Here is a 16,613-nt window from a genome sequence, read left to right as displayed (position 1 = left end):
CCCATGATCAGTATCAACGCCACGCTGCTGGTGCAGATCGTCAATCTGCTGGTGCTTATCTTTATCCTTAACAAGATAATGTATAAGCCACTGGCCAAGATGATCGAAGAGCGCTCGGTCACCCTCAAGGGGGGCATTGCGGAAGCGGTGGCCCTCAAGGACCAGGCGGCCGAGAGCCAGAGCCAGTACCAGCGGCAGTTGGGACAGGGCCGTCAACAAGTGCGCGACCGTCTCGAAGAGGTGCGGCGCAAGGCCGAGGAAGACGCCCGCCGGGTGATCGACGAGGCCCAGGCCAAAGCCCGGGTCGAGACGGACAAGCTGGTGGCCGGCATTCAGGCCGAGATGGCTCAGGCCCAGGGCGAGATACGCGCCCAAGCCGAGGCGGTGGCCACCACCATGGCCAGCCGCGTGCTGGGCAGGGAGGTCTCGTGAAAGCCATCCATCTGACAGCCCTGGCGCTTTTGGCGGCGCTCCTTTTGGCCGCCGAACCGGCCCTGGCCTCCCAAGCGGCCGCTCCGCCGGCCTGGAAGGTCTATTGGGACTGGGGCTGGAAAATAATCAACTTCCTGGTCCTGGCTTTCCTCATCGTCAAGATGGCCAAGAAGCCTTTGAAGGACTTCTTCAGCAGCCAGAAGGCCCAGGTGGCCGCCGAGTTGGAAGAGGTCAACAAGGCCAAGGCCGAGGCCGAGGCCCAGCTCAAGGTCATCGAGGAAAAGACCGCGGGCATGGCCGCCGAGCTCGAGGAGTTCGAGAACATCCTGGCCCAAAGCGCCGAGCGCGAGCGCGCCCGGATGGTGGAGGAAGCCCAGTCCGAGTCCGAGATGATCGTGGACCGGGCCAAGCTCCAGGCGGAGATGAACCTCGCCGACGCCAAGCGCAAGCTGGCCCGGGAGATCGTCGGCCTGGCCGCCGAACTGGCCGAGGAAAAGCTCAAGGCGGCGGTGCAGGTCGCCGACCAGAAGCGCCTGTTGGACGAGTTCACCGCCAACGCCGCAGCCAAGGGGTAAACAGGCCATGGCCGTCATCACCATCAGCAAGGAATATGCCTCCGGCGGCCAGGCCCTGGCGCAGAGGTTGGCCGACGAGCTGGGCTACAGCCTGGTGGGCCGCGGCGTCTTGGCCGAGCTGGCCAAGCGCCTGGACATGAGCGAAGGCGAAGCCGAGCTCATGCGGCGCGGCGAGGACAACCACCTGTTCAAGTGGGTGGACGATGTGTTTTTGCACACCGTCCGGCGCATCGCCCAGAAGCCCGAGGCGGCCCTGGACGACACCAGCTACCAAAAGGCGGTCAAGGAGCTCATCCTGGGCGTGGCCCAGGAAGGCGACGCGATCATCGTGGGATGGGGCAGCCAGTACATCCTGGCCGACGCGCCGGAGGTGCGCCACTTCCGCACCGTGGCTCCCCTGGAGGCCCGCGCCCGGCGCTGCGCCGGTCTGGACCGCTGCGACAGCCGCGACGCCCAGTCCGAGTGCGAGCGGCAGGACCGCATCAGCTCGGGCTTCGTGAAGCACTTCTTCAAGCGCTCCTGGGACGACGCCACGGCCTACTCGCTGGTTATCAACATGGCCACCCTGGACTTCCAGTTCGACAAGGCGGTGTCCATCGTCAAGGCCGCCCTGTAAAAGGGGCCCTTTCCGACGGCTTTCAAGGGGCTTCCCGCGCGGGAGGCCCCTTTCGCTTGCCTTTCCCCAGGGCCGGTCAGGTGTTATGCTTGGCCGGAGACGTTTTAGGGGAGTAGCCTTTTGACCTATTATCCCGCCCTGCTGGACCTTGACGGCCGCCTGGTGCTCCTGGTGGGCGGCGGCCAGGTGGCCACGCGCAAGCTGGTCTCCCTGTTGGAGGCCGGGGCGCGGGTGCGCCTGGTTTCGCCCCGTCTGACCCCAGAGGCCCGCGAGCTGGCCCAGGGGCCAAAGGTGGAGTTCATTGAGCGCGGCTTCATGCCCCAAGACCTGGCTGGCGCCTGGCTGGTGGTCTGTGCCACCGACGACGAGACGCTCAACCGCGCCGTGGCCGCCGCCGCCGAAGAGGCGCGGGTCTTCGTCAACGTGGTGGACGTGCCGCCCCTGTGCTCCTTTATCGTGCCGGCGGTGGTGCGCCGGGGCGAGCTTACCGTGGCGGTGAGCACCGGGGGGGCCTCGCCGGCCGCCGCCCGCCGCCTGCGCCAGCGTCTGCAAAAAGACTTCGGCCCCGAGTGGGGTCCCTACCTGGCCCTGCTCAGGGCCTGCCGCGCCCGCCTCACCGCCCTGGGCCGTCCGGCCGTGGAAAACCGCCCGGTGTTCTACAAGCTGGTGGACTCGGAGCTGTTCGATCTGGTGGCGGGGGGCGACGCCGTGGGGGTGGAGGCGCTTCTGGCCCGCGAGCTGGGGCCGGGCTTCAGCCTGGCTGAGCTGGGCCTGGGCCCGGAGGGCCTGGCTTCGGAAGGGAGGTCCGACGAGTGAGCACCGCCTTGCACTGGGCCACCCTGGCCGCCTATGTCTTCGGCGGCCTGGTCTCCATGGGCTATCTGTTCAAGCAACGCCATGGGCTTTACCGCATGGGCCTGGCCCTGCTGTGGGTCGGCTTCGGCCTGCACAGCGCGGCCCTGGCCGCCGCCTGGATATCGAGCGGGGTCTTGCCCGCGGCCAACCTGCGCCAGTCCCTGGACCTGTTCTCCTGGGCCATCATGGGCGCGGCCCTGGTGATCAACCTGCGCCTGGAGATGAAGATCATGGGCGCGGTGGCCGGGCCGCTCTGCGCCCTGATGCTCCTGGCCGCCTCGGTGCTGCCCAAGGTGGAGGGCGTGACCAGCTCGGCCTTCAAGAGCCTGTGGATCGTGCTGCACGTGCTCTCCATCATGGCGGGCTACGGCCTGTTGGCCCTCACCTTCCTGGGCGGGGTGCTCTATTTGGTGCAGGATCACGCCCTGCGCGCCAAGAAGCTGGGCCCGGCCTTCCAGCGCCTGCCCAGCCTGGGCCGCCTGGATTCACTGAGCCACACCAGCCTGGTGGCGGGCTTTCTGCTCATGACCATCGGCCTGATCACCGGCGCGGTCTACGCCCAGATAACCCTGGGCTCCTACTGGCGCTGGGACCCCAAGGAAGTCTGGGCCCTGATCACCTGGCTGTTGTACGCCGCCCTGCTGCACACCCGCTTGGTGCAGGGCTGGCGCGGCCGCCGGGGGGCCTGGCTGGCCCTGATCGCCTTCGCGGCCTTGGTCTTCACCTTCCTGGGCGCGGGCCTGCTGTTCCCCAGCTACCATAGTTTCGCCTCCCTGGCGGGCTTCGGGGGGACCACGCCGTGAAGCTCGTTCTGGTGGGCCTGAGCCACAAGAGCGCGCCGCTCAAGGTGCGCGAGTGTCTGGCCCCGCCGCCCGAGGCGGTGGGCGGCGAGCTGGAGCGCTGCGCGGCCCTGCCCGGGGTGCGCGAGGCCTTTTTGGTCTCCACCTGCAACCGGGTGGAGGCCCTGGCGGTGATGGACGAAGACGCCGACCCCGGCGAGGTGGCCCGCTGGCTGGCCCACGGCCGGGGGGTGGCCGCCGAGGAGATCGCGCCCCATCTCTACACCCACCAGGACACCGACGCGGTGCGCCATCTCTACCGGGTGGCCTCCAGCCTGGACTCCCTGGTGGTGGGCGAGCCCCAGATTCTGGGCCAGATAAAAGAGGCCTACCGCACGGCGGCCATGGCCGGGACCAGCCGCGCGGTCCTGAACCGCCTGCTGCACAAGACCTTCCAGGTGGCCAAGCGGGTGCGTTCGGAAACCAACATCGGCGGGGCGGCGGTGTCCATCTCCTTCGCGGCGGTGGAGCTGGCCAAAAAGATCTTCGACTCCCTGGAGGGCCTCGCGGTGATGGTGGTGGGGGCCGGGGAGATGGCCGAGCTGGCCCTGGAGCACCTGGTGGGCCAGGGCGCGGGCCGGGTTCTGGTGGCCAACCGCACCCTGGAGCGGGCGGTGGAGCTGGCCCGGCCCTTTGGCGGCGAGGCCCTGGAGCTCAAGGACATGCCCAAGCTCCTGGGCCAGGTGGACATCGTGATCGCCAGTACCGGCTCCATGCTGCCGGTGATCACCCTGGAGATGGCCCGCTCGGCCCTTAAAAAACGGCGCGGGCGGCCCCTGTTCTTCATCGACATCGCGGTGCCCCGCGACGTGGAGCCCGCGGTGGGCGAGCTGGACGGCTGCTACCTCTACGACATCGACGATCTGAGCTCGGTGGTGGAGGCGGGCAAGGCCTCCCGGGCCGAGGCCGCCGGGGAGGCCGAGAGCATCGTGGCCCAGGAGGTGGTCAAGTTCATGGCCTGGCTCAAGGGCCTGGAAGCGGTGCCCACCATCAGCGCCCTGAGCGCCAAGGCCGAGGGTATTCGCGCCGCCGAGCTGAGCCGCACCCTCAAGGACCTGGGCATCAGCGACCCGGAGCAGGCCGCCGCCCTGGATCGCCTCACCTTGGCCCTGGTCAAGAAGCTCATCCACGACCCCATCATGTTCGTAAAGCACGCCAGCCACGACAAGAGCGAGGACACCAGGAGAGAACAGTTAGCTCTAGTTAGACGTATATTCAATATCGAGGAAAATGGGGACAGCTAGGGCGTTGCCAGTTGGGAGGATAAAATGGATATTTTAAGTGTGAAGCTTAAAATTTTGGCGATGCTGGCTACGAGAGAGAGCTTTGCTGTGGTTGGATCCGAAGAAATCAGCAACGAACTAGGGATAGATATACAGACAGTTAACGATGCATCATTCTTGTTGTTTAATGAAGGCAGTGTTGAACTTGACGCCGACGGGGGAGTTTCCCTTCTTCCCAACGGGCGACTCGCTTTGAGTCAGGCGAAAAAGGAACCACAAAGGCAACAAAGGAATAAATACTCCATCAATGTTCAGCAAGCACAAAATTTGGCGATAGGAGACAACGCGAACCAAACAAACTTAAATGTTTCTGTTGGTGATTTGTTTCAAATTGTTGCGCGTACCATTGAAGGTAACCATGCCATCCCGGAAGAGGACAAGAGCAAGTTATTAAATAAAATAAAAAGCGTAATGAATAGTCCTTGGACCCAAAATATCCTGGGTTCTGCTGTAGGGGCTTTAATCAATAAAATTTAATTCCGGCCCCCTGTAACCTTCCCTGATTTCCGATCCTTTCCAGAAAAAAGCAGAGCGGTGCGAACCCCAACCACACCTATTTCGCATAGAAGATAGATAGAAGAGAGAAAAGAAAAAGGCGTTTTTTGTCGGGATCACCCTGGGCCGGCATAAGGGTGGTTGGTGGGGAGGGGCGCTCGCTGGCGAGGCGGGGTCGCGGATCAGAGCAAGCGGAGGCGGGGGAGAGAAATTTTACAGAGGCTGGCCGGAGGCAGGCCGAGCCGGTGCGCGGAGATGCCGGCCCCGGGGCGACCCCGACGGTGGGGGGTATGGGGAGAATGAACCGAAGAAAAGAATGAAGAAGCGCTGGCAGAGCGGCCAGGCCAATGTAGGGGCGGGGTTTGCCCCTGCCCGATGCCCCCATAAAAACGGGGCAGGATCGCTCCCGCCCCAGGATTAGGTTGATTTTCTGCTGCCCCCGATAGCTATGCTATCCGGCGACGCGCCTGTGGCGCGGCAAGAAATTCCCCCAGGCCTCAGCTTTCCGGCTCCTCCGCCACCTCCGGCTCCTCCGGCTCCTCGGGCATCTCGCAGGGCTCCGGCTTGCCGCCGCTGCCCTTGCCCCGTTGCAGGGCGTCGGACAGGCAGATGAGGGTCAACACCAGCATGGCCGCCTTGACCGCGTAGTTGGACACGAACACCCCCAACAAGCGGGGGGAGAGCATCTCCGGGTCCAGGCCGGCAAAGGCCCCCTCGTAGTTGAAGTAGGCGATGGACCAGGCCAGGGACAGGATGAAGCCGGCGAGAGTGGCCAGCAGGATGCGGTACACATGGGGCCCGGCGCGGCGACCCTCTATGCGGGCCTGGCGCCAGCGGGCCAGGAAATAGGGCACCACCAGGCACAGGGCCAGCCCCAGGTACATGGCGTAGAGATGCATGGGGAAGTGGCAGAACAGGAGCAGGTCGCCGGCCAGCAGCAGGCAGAGCGCCAGCAAGGACAGCTTGCCCAGCCAGACGAACTTCAATTTGAAATCCATGCGGGTCTCCCAAACGGCTTTGGCTCGCGTGATGCCCCATTATAGTCCAGGCGATGCCCGGGGTTGAAGGGGCAACTGGGGGGCGGGGCCAAACCCGTCTTTCGGCGGCCCCGGCTTGAAGCAAAAGCCACGTGGCCTTAGATTTAAGGATAACGTTGTTTTTTACCCGGCCCCTTGGCCGGACCCGGGAGAGCTAAATGCGCCGCCGTCTCGCCTTCACCCTGGCCCTCGCCCTTGTCCTGTTGCTGCCCGCCCTGTCCTGGGCCGCGCCCACCCGCCACAAGCTGGCCAACGGCCTCACGGTCATCGTGGCCGAAAACCACGAGGCCCCGGTGGCCGCCTTCCAGGTTTGGGTGCGCGCCGGGTCCATCTACGAGAAAAAGGGCGAGTACGGCATAACCCACCTCATTGAACACATGATCTTCAAGGGCACCCCCAAGCGGCCCGCCGGCGAGATGGCCGGGGCCATCGAGGCCCTGGGCGGCGAGGTGAACGCCTACACCACCTTTGACCACACCAACTACTACGTGGTGGCGGCCAGCGCCTCGGCCCCCCAGGCCCTGGACATCCTGGCCGACGCGGTGGTCAACGCCTCTTTCGACGCCAAGGAGTTGGCCAAGGAAAAAGAGGTGGTGATCGAAGAGGTCCGCATGAACCTGAACAACCCCAACCGGCGCATGGGCTGGCGGGTCTTCTCCCAGGCCTTCGGCGACACGCCCTACGGCCGCCCCATCATCGGCAGCATCGAGTCGGTCAAGGCCATCAGCCGCCAGGACATCCTGGACTACAAGGCCCGCTGGTACCGCGCCCCCAACATGCTGGTGGTGGCCGTCGGCGACTTCAAGACCGCCGAGATTCTGCCGCTCATCGAAAAGGCCTTCGCGCCGCTGAGCAAGGAGCCCGCGCCCAAGTTCACCTTGCCCCGGGACCCGCGCCCCGCCGGGCCGCGCCTCAGCATCATGCGCGACAAGGTCAAGCAGGCCACCATCAGCCTGACCTGGACCACCCCCGGCCTGCCCAGCCCGGAGGTCTATCCCCTGGACATGGGGGCCACCGTGCTTGGCGAGGGCGAGACCAGCCGCCTGTGGTCGCGGCTTAAGGAAAAGCGCGGCCTGGTGGACACCGCCGACGCCGGGGCCTACACCCCGGAGGGCATCGGCCTGTTCGAGGTGGAGGCCTCCCTGGCCCCGGACAAGGTGCAGGCCGCCTGGCCCGCGTTGCTCAGCGAGGCCATGACCCTGTGGCAACAGCCGCCCACCGGCGAGGAGCTCAAGCGGGCCCGGGTCAACCTGGCGGCCGGCTTCGTGCGCTCCCGCCAGACCATGCAGGGCCAGGCCCGCGAGCTGGGCTATTTCGAAATGTTTAGAGGCGGCTTCGAAAAGGTGGAGACCTACACCCAGCGCTTCAACCAGCTGGACGCGGCCGAGGTGGCCCAGACCGCCCGCGCGTATATGCAACCCGCTCGGCTGTCGGTGGTGATCCAGCTTCCCGAGGGGGCCCCGGCCCCGGACCTGGCCGCGCTCCAGCAGGTGGCGGCCAAGGCCTATGACGCGCCCGCGGCCAAGGCCTCGGCCCCGGACCAGCCCCAGCGCTTTGTGCTGCCCAACGGCCTGACCCTGCTGGTCAAGCCCGCCCACGCCGTACCCCTGGTGGCCTATCTTCTGGCCGCGCCGGGCGGCCAGGCGGCCGAGGGCCCCGGCCAGGCCGGGCTCTACTCCCTGTGGTCGCGCTCGGTCACCCGGGGGGCGGGCGAGCTGAGCTACGAGGCGCTCACCCGCGAGCTGGAGGACATGGCCGCCGGCCTCAGCGGCTTCTCGGGCAAGAGCAGCTCGGGGCTTTCCGGCAGCTTCCTGGCCCGCGACTGGAAGCGCGGCCTGGAGCTGATGACCCAGGTGTGGACCAAGGCCGACTTCCCGGCCGCCCAGGTGGCCAAGGCCAAGGCCGAGCAGCTGGCCGCCCTCCGGGCTCAGATGAACTCGCCCATCGCGCGGGCCTTCAAGCGCTTCCGCGCCCTGGTCTACGGCGGCCATCCCTACGGCCACGACCCCCTGGGCACGCCCGAGAGCCTGGCCAAGCTGGACCGCGCCGCCCTGCAAGGGGCCATGGCCCGTCTCAAGGGGCCGGGCGGCTGCGTGCTCTCGGTGGTGGGCGACGTGGACCCCAAGCAGGTAAAGGCCGAGGTGACCCGCCTCATGGGCAAGCTGAGCGGCCAGGCGGCCAAGATCAGCGTGCCGCCGGTGGCGCCCCCGGCCAAGCCGCGCCAGGAGCTGATCGACGAGCCGCAGGCCCGCCAGAGCCAGATACTCATTGGTTTCGCCGCGCCCGGGGTGGGCTCGGGCAAGCGCTGGCCCCTGGAGCTGGCCGACGCGGTGATGGGCGGCATGGGCGGGCGGCTCTTCAGCGACCTACGCGACAAGCGCTCCCTGGCCTACTCGGTGCAGCCCTTCTACAGCCCCGCCCTGGGCGGCGGCGTGTTCGGCTTCTACATGGGCGTGGGGCCGGGCAAGGAGCCCGCCGCGCTGGGGGGCCTGGGCGAGCACATCAGCGCCATGCGCTCCGCCGCGCCCAGCCCCAAGGAGATGGAGCGGGCCAAGGCCTACTACCTGGGCCAGAACGCCATCGGCCTGCAAAGCTACGCCGCTCAGGCCATGGCCATGGCCGGGGGCGAGCTGAACGGCCTGGGCTGGCTCTTCTACACCCAGGTGCCGGCCAAGGTGAAGGCGGTTAGCGCCGCGCAGGTGAAGGCGGCGGTGGACAAGTACCTGAACCCGGCCCACCAGACGCTGTTGATCGCCGGGCCGCAGGCCAAGGGCAAGGCCAAGTAAAAGGCTAATTCACGGCGTCCTTGACGTTGTTGGTGATGTCATCGATGTTTTGATCGGCCACGGTGTTCACCTGGCGGTCCACGATGTCCACCGCGTCCTGGGCGGTCTCGTTCACCGCGTCGTTGACCGCATCGCCCGCGCCGCCGCCCCCGCCGCTGCAGGCCGGGGCCAAAAACAGGCAAGCCAGCAGCAGCCAGGCCAGGGAAAACTTGCGAAAACGGGGCACGGTCATGGGCCTCTCCAGGCAAGTGCTAAAACTTACGGGAGGTTATAGGAAAGTGACCCCTCCTGGCAAGCAAAAGCGTACCCTGCTTCGTCTGGGGCTGGCCGCGCTGCTCCTGGCTGCGCTGCTCACGGCGGGCTGCGGGGGCGAGTTTTGGGGCACGGTGGGCGACTGGGAACCCGGCGAGCTCTCCGCCGCGCCGATTGCGCCTAGGCCGCATCAAAAGGGGTGATTGCCGGGGCGAGGGCGGGTAGAATCTCTAAACAATGGAGCCCGCCGCCACCACGACTCGATCGCCGGGTACGCCCCGGCACCACCGCCGATCCTGGGCCATTCTGGTGGTGTGCCTATGGGGCTTCCTTTTCTCCACCTTCTTGCGCGTCTCGGTCACGGTCATCTCGCCGGAGCTGACCCGCGACCTGGACATCAGCCTCAGCCAGCTCAGTGACGCCTCGGCCGCCTTTTTTTATGCCTTCGCCGTGGCCCAGATACCCTTGGGCATGGTGCTGGACCGCTGGGGCTCGCGCCGGGTGATGACCGTGCTGGCCGCCTCGGCGGTGGCCGGCTCCCTGGTCTTCGCCTTTGCCGGGGGCATCGCCAGCCTTACCCTGGCCCGGGTGCTCATGGGCGCGGGGGTGAGCTGCAACATGATCGGCACCATGGTGCTGGTGGGCTCCTGGTTCCCGGCCAACCGCTTCGCCACCATCACCGGGGTGATCGTGGGAGCGGGCATGGCCGGGCAGCTGTTGGCCGCCACGCCCCTGGTGCTGTTGTCCCAGGCGGTGGGCTGGCGCGGCTCCTTTGTCGTCGTGGCGGCGCTCAACGCCCTGCAAGGCTTCTGCCTGTGGCTGGTGGTGCGCGACTACCCGCCCGGAGCGGAGCGCCCGGCGGCCCCCCAGAGCCGGAACCCTTTCCAGGGCTGGGGCGGCCTGCTCAAGCGGCCCTTCTACTGGGTCATCAGCTTCGCCACCTTCTTCCGCTACGGCTGCATCCTCACCCTGCAAGGCCTCTGGGCCGGGCCTTATCTCATCTACGGCCTGAAGATGACCCCGGTGGAGGCGGGCAACGCCCTGTTGTTCATCACCATCGGCTACATGGTGGGACTGCCCTTGTTGGGCCGCATCAGCGACTCGGTGGTGGCCTCGCGCAAGTGGGTGATCGCGCCTTCCCTGTTCGCCTCGGCGCTGCTCACCCTGACCCTGGGTCTGATGTACGGCGCGCCCTGGTGGCTGGTGGACCTTTTGTTCCTGGGGATGGGCGTGGCCACCTCGGCGGGGCAGATCATGTACCCCCACATCAAGGAGCTTCTGCCCGACCACCTGGCGGCGCGGGCGCTCACCGGCATCAACCTCTACACCATGCTGGGCGCGGCGGGGGTGATGCAGATGGCCGGATTTTTGGTGGAAGGCGAGCCCACCACCATGCAGGGGGTGGCGGGCTACTGGCCGGTGTGGGGCTTCATGGCCGTGGCCCTGGGCGCGGCCGGAGCGGCCTACCTGTTCATTCCCGACAGCAAGCTTATCCCCGAGAAAAAGTAGGGCGGGCCTTCGGGGCCTACATGGCGCAGGCGGCCAGGGGGGCCACTCCGTCCACCTTCAGCCAGCGCCAGCGCCAGATGCCGCCCATGCTCACGGTGAGCCGGGGAGCGGTGAGCATCAGGTTGCGGTGGACGAACAATTCCACCCCGTCGATGCGGTGACGGCCGTAGAGGCCTTCGGTGCCGGCTCGGGGAGGCGTGGGCGCGAACCGCGCCCCGGTGGCCGGGGCTCAGCCGCCGCCCGAGGCGGGGGGGTCGATGGTGAGCTGGCCGCCGTGGGCGGTCAGCCAGTCGCGGGCTTCGGGGCTTATGTGTATCTGCACTGGGGCCTCTACTCGCACATCAGGTTGCGCCTGGGAAAACCACTTGTTCAATTGTACCATCCGATGCTCCCGCCGTCAGGCGCTCTCCTGAAAATGAAGCCGCCTCACAAATCACCAGGCCGCCACATTAGGGGTTGACTTGTTGCAAACGTTTGCGATACACGTGAATGACCCTATGAAAAGGTGTTGTTTTTCGCGGCATGGCCACTATCAAGCAAATCGCCAAACGCGCCGGGGTTTCCTTTTCCTCGGTGTCGCGGGCGCTCAACGGTCAGCCCGGGGTTAACCCCGAGGCCCGCGAGAAGATCCTCAAGCTGGCCCGCGAGCTGAACTACCACCCCCACTCCATGGCCAAGGCCCTGGTCCAGAACCGCATCGGGGTCATCGGGGTCGTCATCCTGCGCGCCAGCGAGTTTGCGTTCCAGAATCCCTATTATTCCGATATATTGCTTGGGCTGAGCTCGGTGGCCAACCAAGGGGGCTACCACCTGATGCTCAACATCAACCCCCAGGACAACTACGCCAACCTCTATCACCGCCGCCTGGTGGACGGCATAGTGGTGGTGGCCAACCGCATCGACGACGAGCACATTCCCTACCTCATCGAGCAGAAGATCCCCGCAGTGGTGGTGCCCGGCTTCCCGGCGGGCATGGAGCAAGACATCTCCAGCGTCAGCTCGGAGAACTTGAAGGACGTCTACCGGGGGGTGAACTACCTGATCGGCCTGGGCCACCGGCGCATCGCCTTTATCCTGGGCTTCATGAATTCCAAGTACTCCATCGAGCGCCTGGAGGCCTACAAGCGGGCCTTCGCGGACAACAACTTGGAATTAAACGAAAAATATGTCAAGGAGAGCGACTTCTCCAAGACGGACGGCTTCCGGCTCATGGGCGATCTGTTGGACATGGACCAGCCGCCCAGCGCGGTGATCTGCATCAACGACGCGGTCACCCCCGGAGCCTTGCACCAGATCCACAGCCGGGGGCTCAAGATACCCCAGGACATCTCGGTGATGGCCATCGGCTGCTCGGACCTTTTGGAGCTCACCGACCCGCCCCTAACCACCATCACGGTGCCCGTGGTGGGGGTCGGCCGGGCCGCAGCGGTCAATCTCATTGAATTAATTGAGCAAGGCCACTGTCAGCAGAAGCATGTGGTCATTCCGTCCTCTTTGGTGATACGGGAATCCACCGGCGTGTACCAGGCCCCCAAGGCCTGAGCCGCCGGCGACAAGGGGGGCGGCGCAGGGGCCGCAAGGCATGAAAAAATTTTGCACTCGGCTGCAAACGTTTGCGGATACGTACCGTGGGGAAGTGAAAGCATGAACCTGGAGCAAGTGAAAAGCATCGCGGTGATCGGCCTGGGCACCATGGGCCCGGGCCTGGCTCTGGCCTTTGCCCAGGGCGGCTACCCGGTGGTGGGCTATGATCCCCGCCCCGAGGCGGCCGAGATCTGCGCGGCCACCATCGCCGCCACCCTGGAAAACCTGGTGGATCTGACCGGCCTGGACCCGGCCGAGGCCGAGGCCGCCGCCGGGCGCGTCACCTACGCGGGCTCCATCGCCGAGGCGGTGGCCTCGGCGGACATCGTGGTGGAGGCGGTGCTGGAAAACCGCGAGGTGAAAACCCAGGTCTTCGCGGAAGTCCTAGCCAACGCGCCGAGCCACGCTCTGCTGTGGAGCAACACCTCCACCCTGAACATCTACCCCCTGGCCCCGCCGGAGCTTTTGCCCCGCTCGATCATCGCCCACTGGTTCGCCCCGCCCCACATCATCCCCCTGGTGGAGGTGGTCAAGGACCCGGGGGTGGACCCGGCCACCGTGGAGCTGACCCTGGCCCTGCTCAGGAAGCTGGGCAAGCTGCCGGTGGAGATCGAGCGCTACGTGCCGGGCTTTTTGATCAACCGGCTGCAAAGGCACCTGAACCGCGAGGTTTTCTTTTTGCTGGAAGAGGGCTACGTGAGCCCCGAGGACCTGGACCTGGCGGTGAAGGCCTCCATAGCCCCACGCATGATGCTCCTGGGCCTGGTGCAGCGGGTGGACTTCACCGGCCTGGACCTGAGCGCGCGCAACCTGTTGGACAAGGAGTTCTTCGATCCGCCCATCGAGGATCGCCCCAAGGCGCTCTACGAGCACCTGGACAAGGGCGAGCTGGGGGCCAAGAGCGGCAAGGGCTTCTACGACTACTCCGGCCGCCCCTATGCCGAGGTATGCAAGGAGCGCGACCGCTACATGCTCCGGATCATGCAGGCCGTGGGGTTCTGCCTGGAGAAAAAACGCCTGGTGTGAAACCGGGCCGGGAGTTCCGGCCCGTGGGAGAGGGAGACTTATCGCCTTGGCAATAAGGCGGGTTGGTAAAACCGCATAACAAAGGAGAGGATAATGCGGAGCTTCAGATTGGCAACTTTCATGGCCTTGGCCGCCATGCTCATGCTGCTTTTGGGCGGCGGCGCGGCTCTGGCCAAGTACCCCGACAAACCCATCACCTTCATCGTCAACTACGGCGCGGGCGGCACCACCGACCTGACCAGCCGCCTGCTCTGCTCAGTTGCCGAGAAGCCCCTGGGCCAGCCCATCACCGTGGTCAACAAGGCCGGCGGCGGCGGAACCGTGGGCCCCACCTACCTGGCCACCCGCAAGCCCAACGGCTACACCATCGGCGTGACCAGCTTCTCGCCCATGGGCGTGGCGCCCCACCTGATGAAGGTCAACTACAAGATCAAGGACTTCGCCTTCATCGCCGGCGTGTGCCGCTATCTCTACGGCATCGCGGTAAAGGCCGACAGCCCCTACAAGACCTTCGGCGACCTGATGAAGGCCATCGAGAGCGGCAAGCGCATCACCATGGCCACCCCCAGCCCGGTGCAGTACCTCATCTTCCCCCGCCTGGCCGCGGTCACCGGCAAGAAGATGGATAACGTGGTCTGGGTCCGCTACAAGTCGGGCAAGGAGACCACCGTGGCCCTCTTGGGCGGCCACGTGGACCTGATCGTGGGCAACCCCATGGACATCGCTCCCCAGGTGAAGACCGGCCAGATGCGTATGCTGGCCTCCTGCTCGCCGGTGCGCTGGCCTCTGCTGCCCGACGTGCCCACCCTGCGGGAGCTGGGCTACAAGACCGACATCGACTCCTGGCTGGGCTTCGCCGCTCCTGCCGGCATCAAGGCCGACCGCCGCGCCAAGCTGCAGGCCGCCTTCAAGGCCGCCGTGGCCGACAAGGTCATCCAGAAGAAGATGGTGGATCTGGGCATGGCCCCCATGTTCATGAGCGGCCCGGATTACGAGAAGTTCTGCCTCAAGGGCTACGACGAGATGGGCCGCGACCTGAAGGCCTTGGGCCTGGGCAAGAAGTAACCCGGACCTGATGCACGCATGGGTGGTTCCTTGCCGCTGAAGCAACGCAAAACCATTTTCTCCGCCCGCCGTTTCCGGCCGCCCCGGAACCCGGCCCCCCAGGGCGGAGTTCCCTCCCCTGGGTCACCAGGCGAGGGATCACCCTTATTCTTAAACCAAGGATTCGCGGCCGCTAAGGGGCCCCGGCAGGGGCCTGCGAGATAGCCATGCTTGAATTACTGCTAAACGGATTCGCGGATGTGCTGGCCCCCGCCAACCTGATCTATCTGGTCTGCGGGGTGGCGGCGGGCATCGTGTTGGGCTCCATACCCGGGCTCACGGCCACCATGGGCATCGCCATGGTCATCCCCCTCACCCTGACCCTTCCCCCCATCCCCAGCCTGATGATGCTCATGGGGGCCTACAAGGGCGGCATCTTCGGCGGCTCCATATCGGCCATATTGCTGTGCGCGCCGGGAACATCGGCGGCCGCGGCCACTGTAGCCGACGGCCATGCCCTGGCCAAAGCGGGCAAGGCCATCAAAGCTCTGAAAATTTCCCTGACCGCCTCGGTGATCGGCGACACCTTCTCCGACATCATCCTGATCCTCCTGGCGGTGAACCTGGCCCGGGTGGCCTTGCAGTTCGGCCCCGGCGAGTTCACCGCGGTGGCGGTCATGGCCCTGACCATCGTGGGCCCGGCCTCGGGCAAGAGCCTGTTGAAGGGCCTGATCACGGCGGTCATGGGGCTCCTGATCGCTCTGATCGGCCTGGACCCCAGCACCTCGCTGCCCCGGCTCACCTTCGACCTGAACGAGCTGGTGGACGGCATCAGCCTGATCCCCATGCTGATCGGCCTGTTGACCATCCCCGAGATCATGGCCCAGTACGAACAGCGGGTGCGCCAGGTGCAGGCCCATATCCCGCCGCCCACCTGCAAGGACGACACCCGCATCACCCGGCGCGACTGGAAGCTCATGGTGCGGCCCATGGTCAGCGGCTCGCTCTTGGGCACCTGCATCGGCATCATCCCCGGCCTGGGACCCACCTTGGGCGCCTTCATGGGCTACGACGCCGCCTGGCGGCAGAGTAAGCACCGCGAGGAGTTCGGCCACGGCTCGGTGGAGGGCATCGCCGGGGCGGAGTCGGGCAACAACGCGGTGAGCGGGGCCAACCTGGTGCCCCTGCTGGGCCTGGGCGTGCCCGGCGACGTGGAGGCGGCCATCCTGGTGGGGGCCTTCCTCATCCACGACCTGACCCCCGGGCCCTTGATCTTCCAAGAGGCGCCCAACGTGGTCTACGGCGTGTACGCCGGCCTGCTCATGGCCAACATGCTGCTCTACTGCATCGCGCGGGGGCTTTTGCCGGTGTTCACCCGGGCGGCCTCGCTCCGGGTCACGGTGATCTTCCCCCTGATGCTGGTGCTGTGCGCGGTGGGCTCCTACGCCTTCAACCAGAGCCTGTTCGACGTGGGGGTGGCCTTCACCTTCGGGCTCATCGGCTACGCCCTGAACAAGCTCAACTTCCCCCGGGCCACCTTCCTCATCGGCTTCATCCTGGGGCCGCTGCTCGAAGACAACTTCCGGCGGGCCATGCAGATCAGCCAGGGGCACTACGGCTTCCTGTTCGAGAGCCCCCTGTCCATCGGCCTGTGGATCTTCACCTTCCTCTCGGTGGGCACCATTCTCTACAGCCGTTTCCGCCACCGCGAGCGCAAGGCCGAGGCCGACGCGGCCGCCTGCGAGGCCACCACCCACCTGGAACCGGCGGTGCCGGAAAAGGTGGAAGGCCACGTGCGGGTCTCCAACTTCGTCTTCCAGATCACCGGCACCCTGGTCATCCTGGCCGTGTTCGGCTGGTGCTACTTCTATCTCTTCCCCAGCCAGATCGAGACGCCGGGCGGCTTCGGGGTCTCGGCCCTGTTGTTCCCCAACACCCTGCTCCTGCTGGGCAGCGTGCTCTGCGTGTGCCTGGCGTTCAACCAGTGGCGCAAGCGGAGCACGCTGGGCTACTCGCAGGTGAAGATCACCGCGGTCAGGCGGGTGAGCGCCTATGTGGGCGGCATGGGCCTGTATCTGCTGGGCCTGGATCTCCTGGGCTTCATGATCTCCTCGGTGGCCGGCATCCTGGGCTTCTGCTACCTGCTGGGCGAGCGCAACCCCAAGCTGATCGTGCCCCTGGCCATCGTGGCCCCGGTGGCGATCAAGTTCCTGTTCGAGTACGCCCTGGAGGTGCCCCTGCCGCCCATGCCCTGGCTGGACGACTAAGGAGGGACTTGCG

At 66.1% G+C, this 16,613-nt stretch carries 15 protein-coding genes; 13 read left to right on the top strand and 2 right to left on the bottom strand.

Features of this window, described 5'->3' with window-relative positions; translation table 11 throughout:
* Positions 1 to 3: 3 nt before the first annotated feature.
* The 7 genes from KQH53_19400 (at position 4) to KQH53_19370 (ending at position 5,077) form a co-directional block, all read left to right on the top strand.
* A complete protein-coding gene (locus tag KQH53_19400; GenBank protein ID MCB2228849.1) occupies positions 4 to 432 on the top strand; it encodes an ATP synthase F0 subunit B in 429 nt (142 codons plus the stop codon).
* On the top strand, positions 429 to 1,007 hold the full coding sequence (locus tag KQH53_19395) for an ATP synthase F0 subunit B (protein ID MCB2228848.1): 579 nt from the start codon (positions 429 to 431) through the stop codon (positions 1,005 to 1,007). The genes KQH53_19400 and KQH53_19395 overlap by 4 nt, the downstream gene beginning before the upstream one ends.
* Before the next feature lie 7 nt (positions 1,008 to 1,014).
* On the top strand, positions 1,015 to 1,623 hold the full coding sequence (locus tag KQH53_19390; protein ID MCB2228847.1) for a cytidylate kinase-like family protein: 609 nt from the start codon (positions 1,015 to 1,017) through the stop codon (positions 1,621 to 1,623).
* A gap of 120 nt (positions 1,624 to 1,743) precedes the next feature.
* Positions 1,744 to 2,439 carry a bifunctional precorrin-2 dehydrogenase/sirohydrochlorin ferrochelatase gene (locus KQH53_19385; protein MCB2228846.1) on the top strand — a complete coding sequence of 232 codons (696 nt, stop codon included), beginning with the start codon at positions 1,744 to 1,746 and terminating at the stop codon, positions 2,437 to 2,439.
* Complete coding sequence (gene ccsB, locus KQH53_19380; protein ID MCB2228845.1) at positions 2,436 to 3,281, top strand: c-type cytochrome biogenesis protein CcsB; 846 nt, start codon at positions 2,436 to 2,438, stop codon at positions 3,279 to 3,281. Before KQH53_19385 ends, ccsB begins: the two co-directional genes overlap by 4 nt.
* Positions 3,278 to 4,561: a glutamyl-tRNA reductase gene (gene hemA, locus KQH53_19375; protein MCB2228844.1), complete on the top strand. Its 1,284-nt coding sequence runs from the start codon at positions 3,278 to 3,280 to the stop codon at positions 4,559 to 4,561. Before ccsB ends, hemA begins: the two co-directional genes overlap by 4 nt.
* Positions 4,562 to 4,585: 24 nt before the next feature.
* Positions 4,586 to 5,077 (top strand): hypothetical protein, encoded by a 492-nt coding sequence (locus tag KQH53_19370; protein ID MCB2228843.1) that lies wholly within the window; start codon positions 4,586 to 4,588, stop codon positions 5,075 to 5,077.
* A gap of 515 nt (positions 5,078 to 5,592) precedes the next feature.
* On the opposite strand, the gene KQH53_19365 is transcribed toward KQH53_19370, so the two are convergent.
* Positions 5,593 to 6,093, bottom strand: coding sequence for a hypothetical protein (locus KQH53_19365; GenBank protein MCB2228842.1), 501 nt, complete (start codon positions 6,091 to 6,093; stop codon positions 5,593 to 5,595).
* 197 nt (positions 6,094 to 6,290) lie between these two features.
* Here KQH53_19365 and KQH53_19360 point away from each other — a divergent pair, with 197 nt between their 5' ends.
* Positions 6,291 to 8,918 carry an insulinase family protein gene (locus KQH53_19360; protein MCB2228841.1) on the top strand — a complete coding sequence of 876 codons (2,628 nt, stop codon included), beginning with the start codon at positions 6,291 to 6,293 and terminating at the stop codon, positions 8,916 to 8,918.
* Between the two features lie 4 nt (positions 8,919 to 8,922).
* On the opposite strand, the gene KQH53_19355 is transcribed toward KQH53_19360, so the two are convergent.
* Positions 8,923 to 9,150 carry a hypothetical protein gene (locus tag KQH53_19355; GenBank protein ID MCB2228840.1) on the bottom strand — a complete coding sequence of 76 codons (228 nt, stop codon included), beginning with the start codon at positions 9,148 to 9,150 and terminating at the stop codon, positions 8,923 to 8,925.
* A gap of 257 nt (positions 9,151 to 9,407) precedes the next feature.
* On the opposite strand from KQH53_19355, the gene KQH53_19350 reads away from it, so the two are divergent.
* The 5 genes from KQH53_19350 to KQH53_19330 all read left to right on the top strand — a co-directional run bounded on the left by KQH53_19350 (position 9,408) and on the right by KQH53_19330 (position 16,600).
* The gene (locus KQH53_19350) at positions 9,408 to 10,679 is read left to right on the top strand and encodes an MFS transporter (protein MCB2228839.1); all 1,272 of its coding nucleotides are present in this window, start codon (positions 9,408 to 9,410) and stop codon (positions 10,677 to 10,679) included.
* A gap of 522 nt (positions 10,680 to 11,201) precedes the next feature.
* Positions 11,202 to 12,221 (top strand): LacI family transcriptional regulator, encoded by a 1,020-nt coding sequence (locus KQH53_19345; protein ID MCB2228838.1) that lies wholly within the window; start codon positions 11,202 to 11,204, stop codon positions 12,219 to 12,221.
* A 102-nt stretch (positions 12,222 to 12,323) separates the two neighbouring features.
* The gene (locus KQH53_19340; protein ID MCB2228837.1) at positions 12,324 to 13,289 is read left to right on the top strand and encodes a 3-hydroxyacyl-CoA dehydrogenase family protein; all 966 of its coding nucleotides are present in this window, start codon (positions 12,324 to 12,326) and stop codon (positions 13,287 to 13,289) included.
* A 93-nt stretch (positions 13,290 to 13,382) separates the two neighbouring features.
* Complete coding sequence (locus tag KQH53_19335; protein ID MCB2228836.1) at positions 13,383 to 14,354, top strand: tripartite tricarboxylate transporter substrate binding protein; 972 nt, start codon at positions 13,383 to 13,385, stop codon at positions 14,352 to 14,354.
* A gap of 206 nt (positions 14,355 to 14,560) precedes the next feature.
* A complete protein-coding gene (locus KQH53_19330) occupies positions 14,561 to 16,600 on the top strand; it encodes a tripartite tricarboxylate transporter permease (GenBank protein MCB2228835.1) in 2,040 nt (679 codons plus the stop codon).
* The last annotated feature ends 13 nt before the right edge of the window (positions 16,601 to 16,613 follow it).

The sequence above is a fragment of the Desulfarculaceae bacterium genome, assembly GCA_020444545.1.
In the GTDB taxonomy this organism is placed as follows: Bacteria; Desulfobacterota; Desulfarculia; order Desulfarculales; family Desulfarculaceae; genus Desulfoferula.
This window is presented reverse-complemented; position numbering and strand designations above follow the sequence as displayed.

Coding starts and splice junctions, on each gene's coding strand:
- KQH53_19400 (MCB2228849.1), top strand. CDS start 4: ATGATCAGTATCAACGCCACGCTGCTGGTGCAGATCGTCAATCTGCTG.
- KQH53_19390 (MCB2228847.1), top strand. CDS start 1,015: ATGGCCGTCATCACCATCAGCAAGGAATATGCCTCCGGCGGCCAGGCC.
- KQH53_19370 (MCB2228843.1), top strand. CDS start 4,586: ATGGATATTTTAAGTGTGAAGCTTAAAATTTTGGCGATGCTGGCTACG.
- KQH53_19365 (MCB2228842.1), bottom strand. CDS start 6,093: ATGGATTTCAAATTGAAGTTCGTCTGGCTGGGCAAGCTGTCCTTGCTG.
- KQH53_19360 (MCB2228841.1), top strand. CDS start 6,291: ATGCGCCGCCGTCTCGCCTTCACCCTGGCCCTCGCCCTTGTCCTGTTG.
- KQH53_19355 (MCB2228840.1), bottom strand. CDS start 9,150: ATGACCGTGCCCCGTTTTCGCAAGTTTTCCCTGGCCTGGCTGCTGCTG.
- KQH53_19350 (MCB2228839.1), top strand. CDS start 9,408: ATGGAGCCCGCCGCCACCACGACTCGATCGCCGGGTACGCCCCGGCAC.
- KQH53_19345 (MCB2228838.1), top strand. CDS start 11,202: ATGGCCACTATCAAGCAAATCGCCAAACGCGCCGGGGTTTCCTTTTCC.
- KQH53_19340 (MCB2228837.1), top strand. CDS start 12,324: ATGAACCTGGAGCAAGTGAAAAGCATCGCGGTGATCGGCCTGGGCACC.
- KQH53_19335 (MCB2228836.1), top strand. CDS start 13,383: ATGCGGAGCTTCAGATTGGCAACTTTCATGGCCTTGGCCGCCATGCTC.
- KQH53_19330 (MCB2228835.1), top strand. CDS start 14,561: ATGCTTGAATTACTGCTAAACGGATTCGCGGATGTGCTGGCCCCCGCC.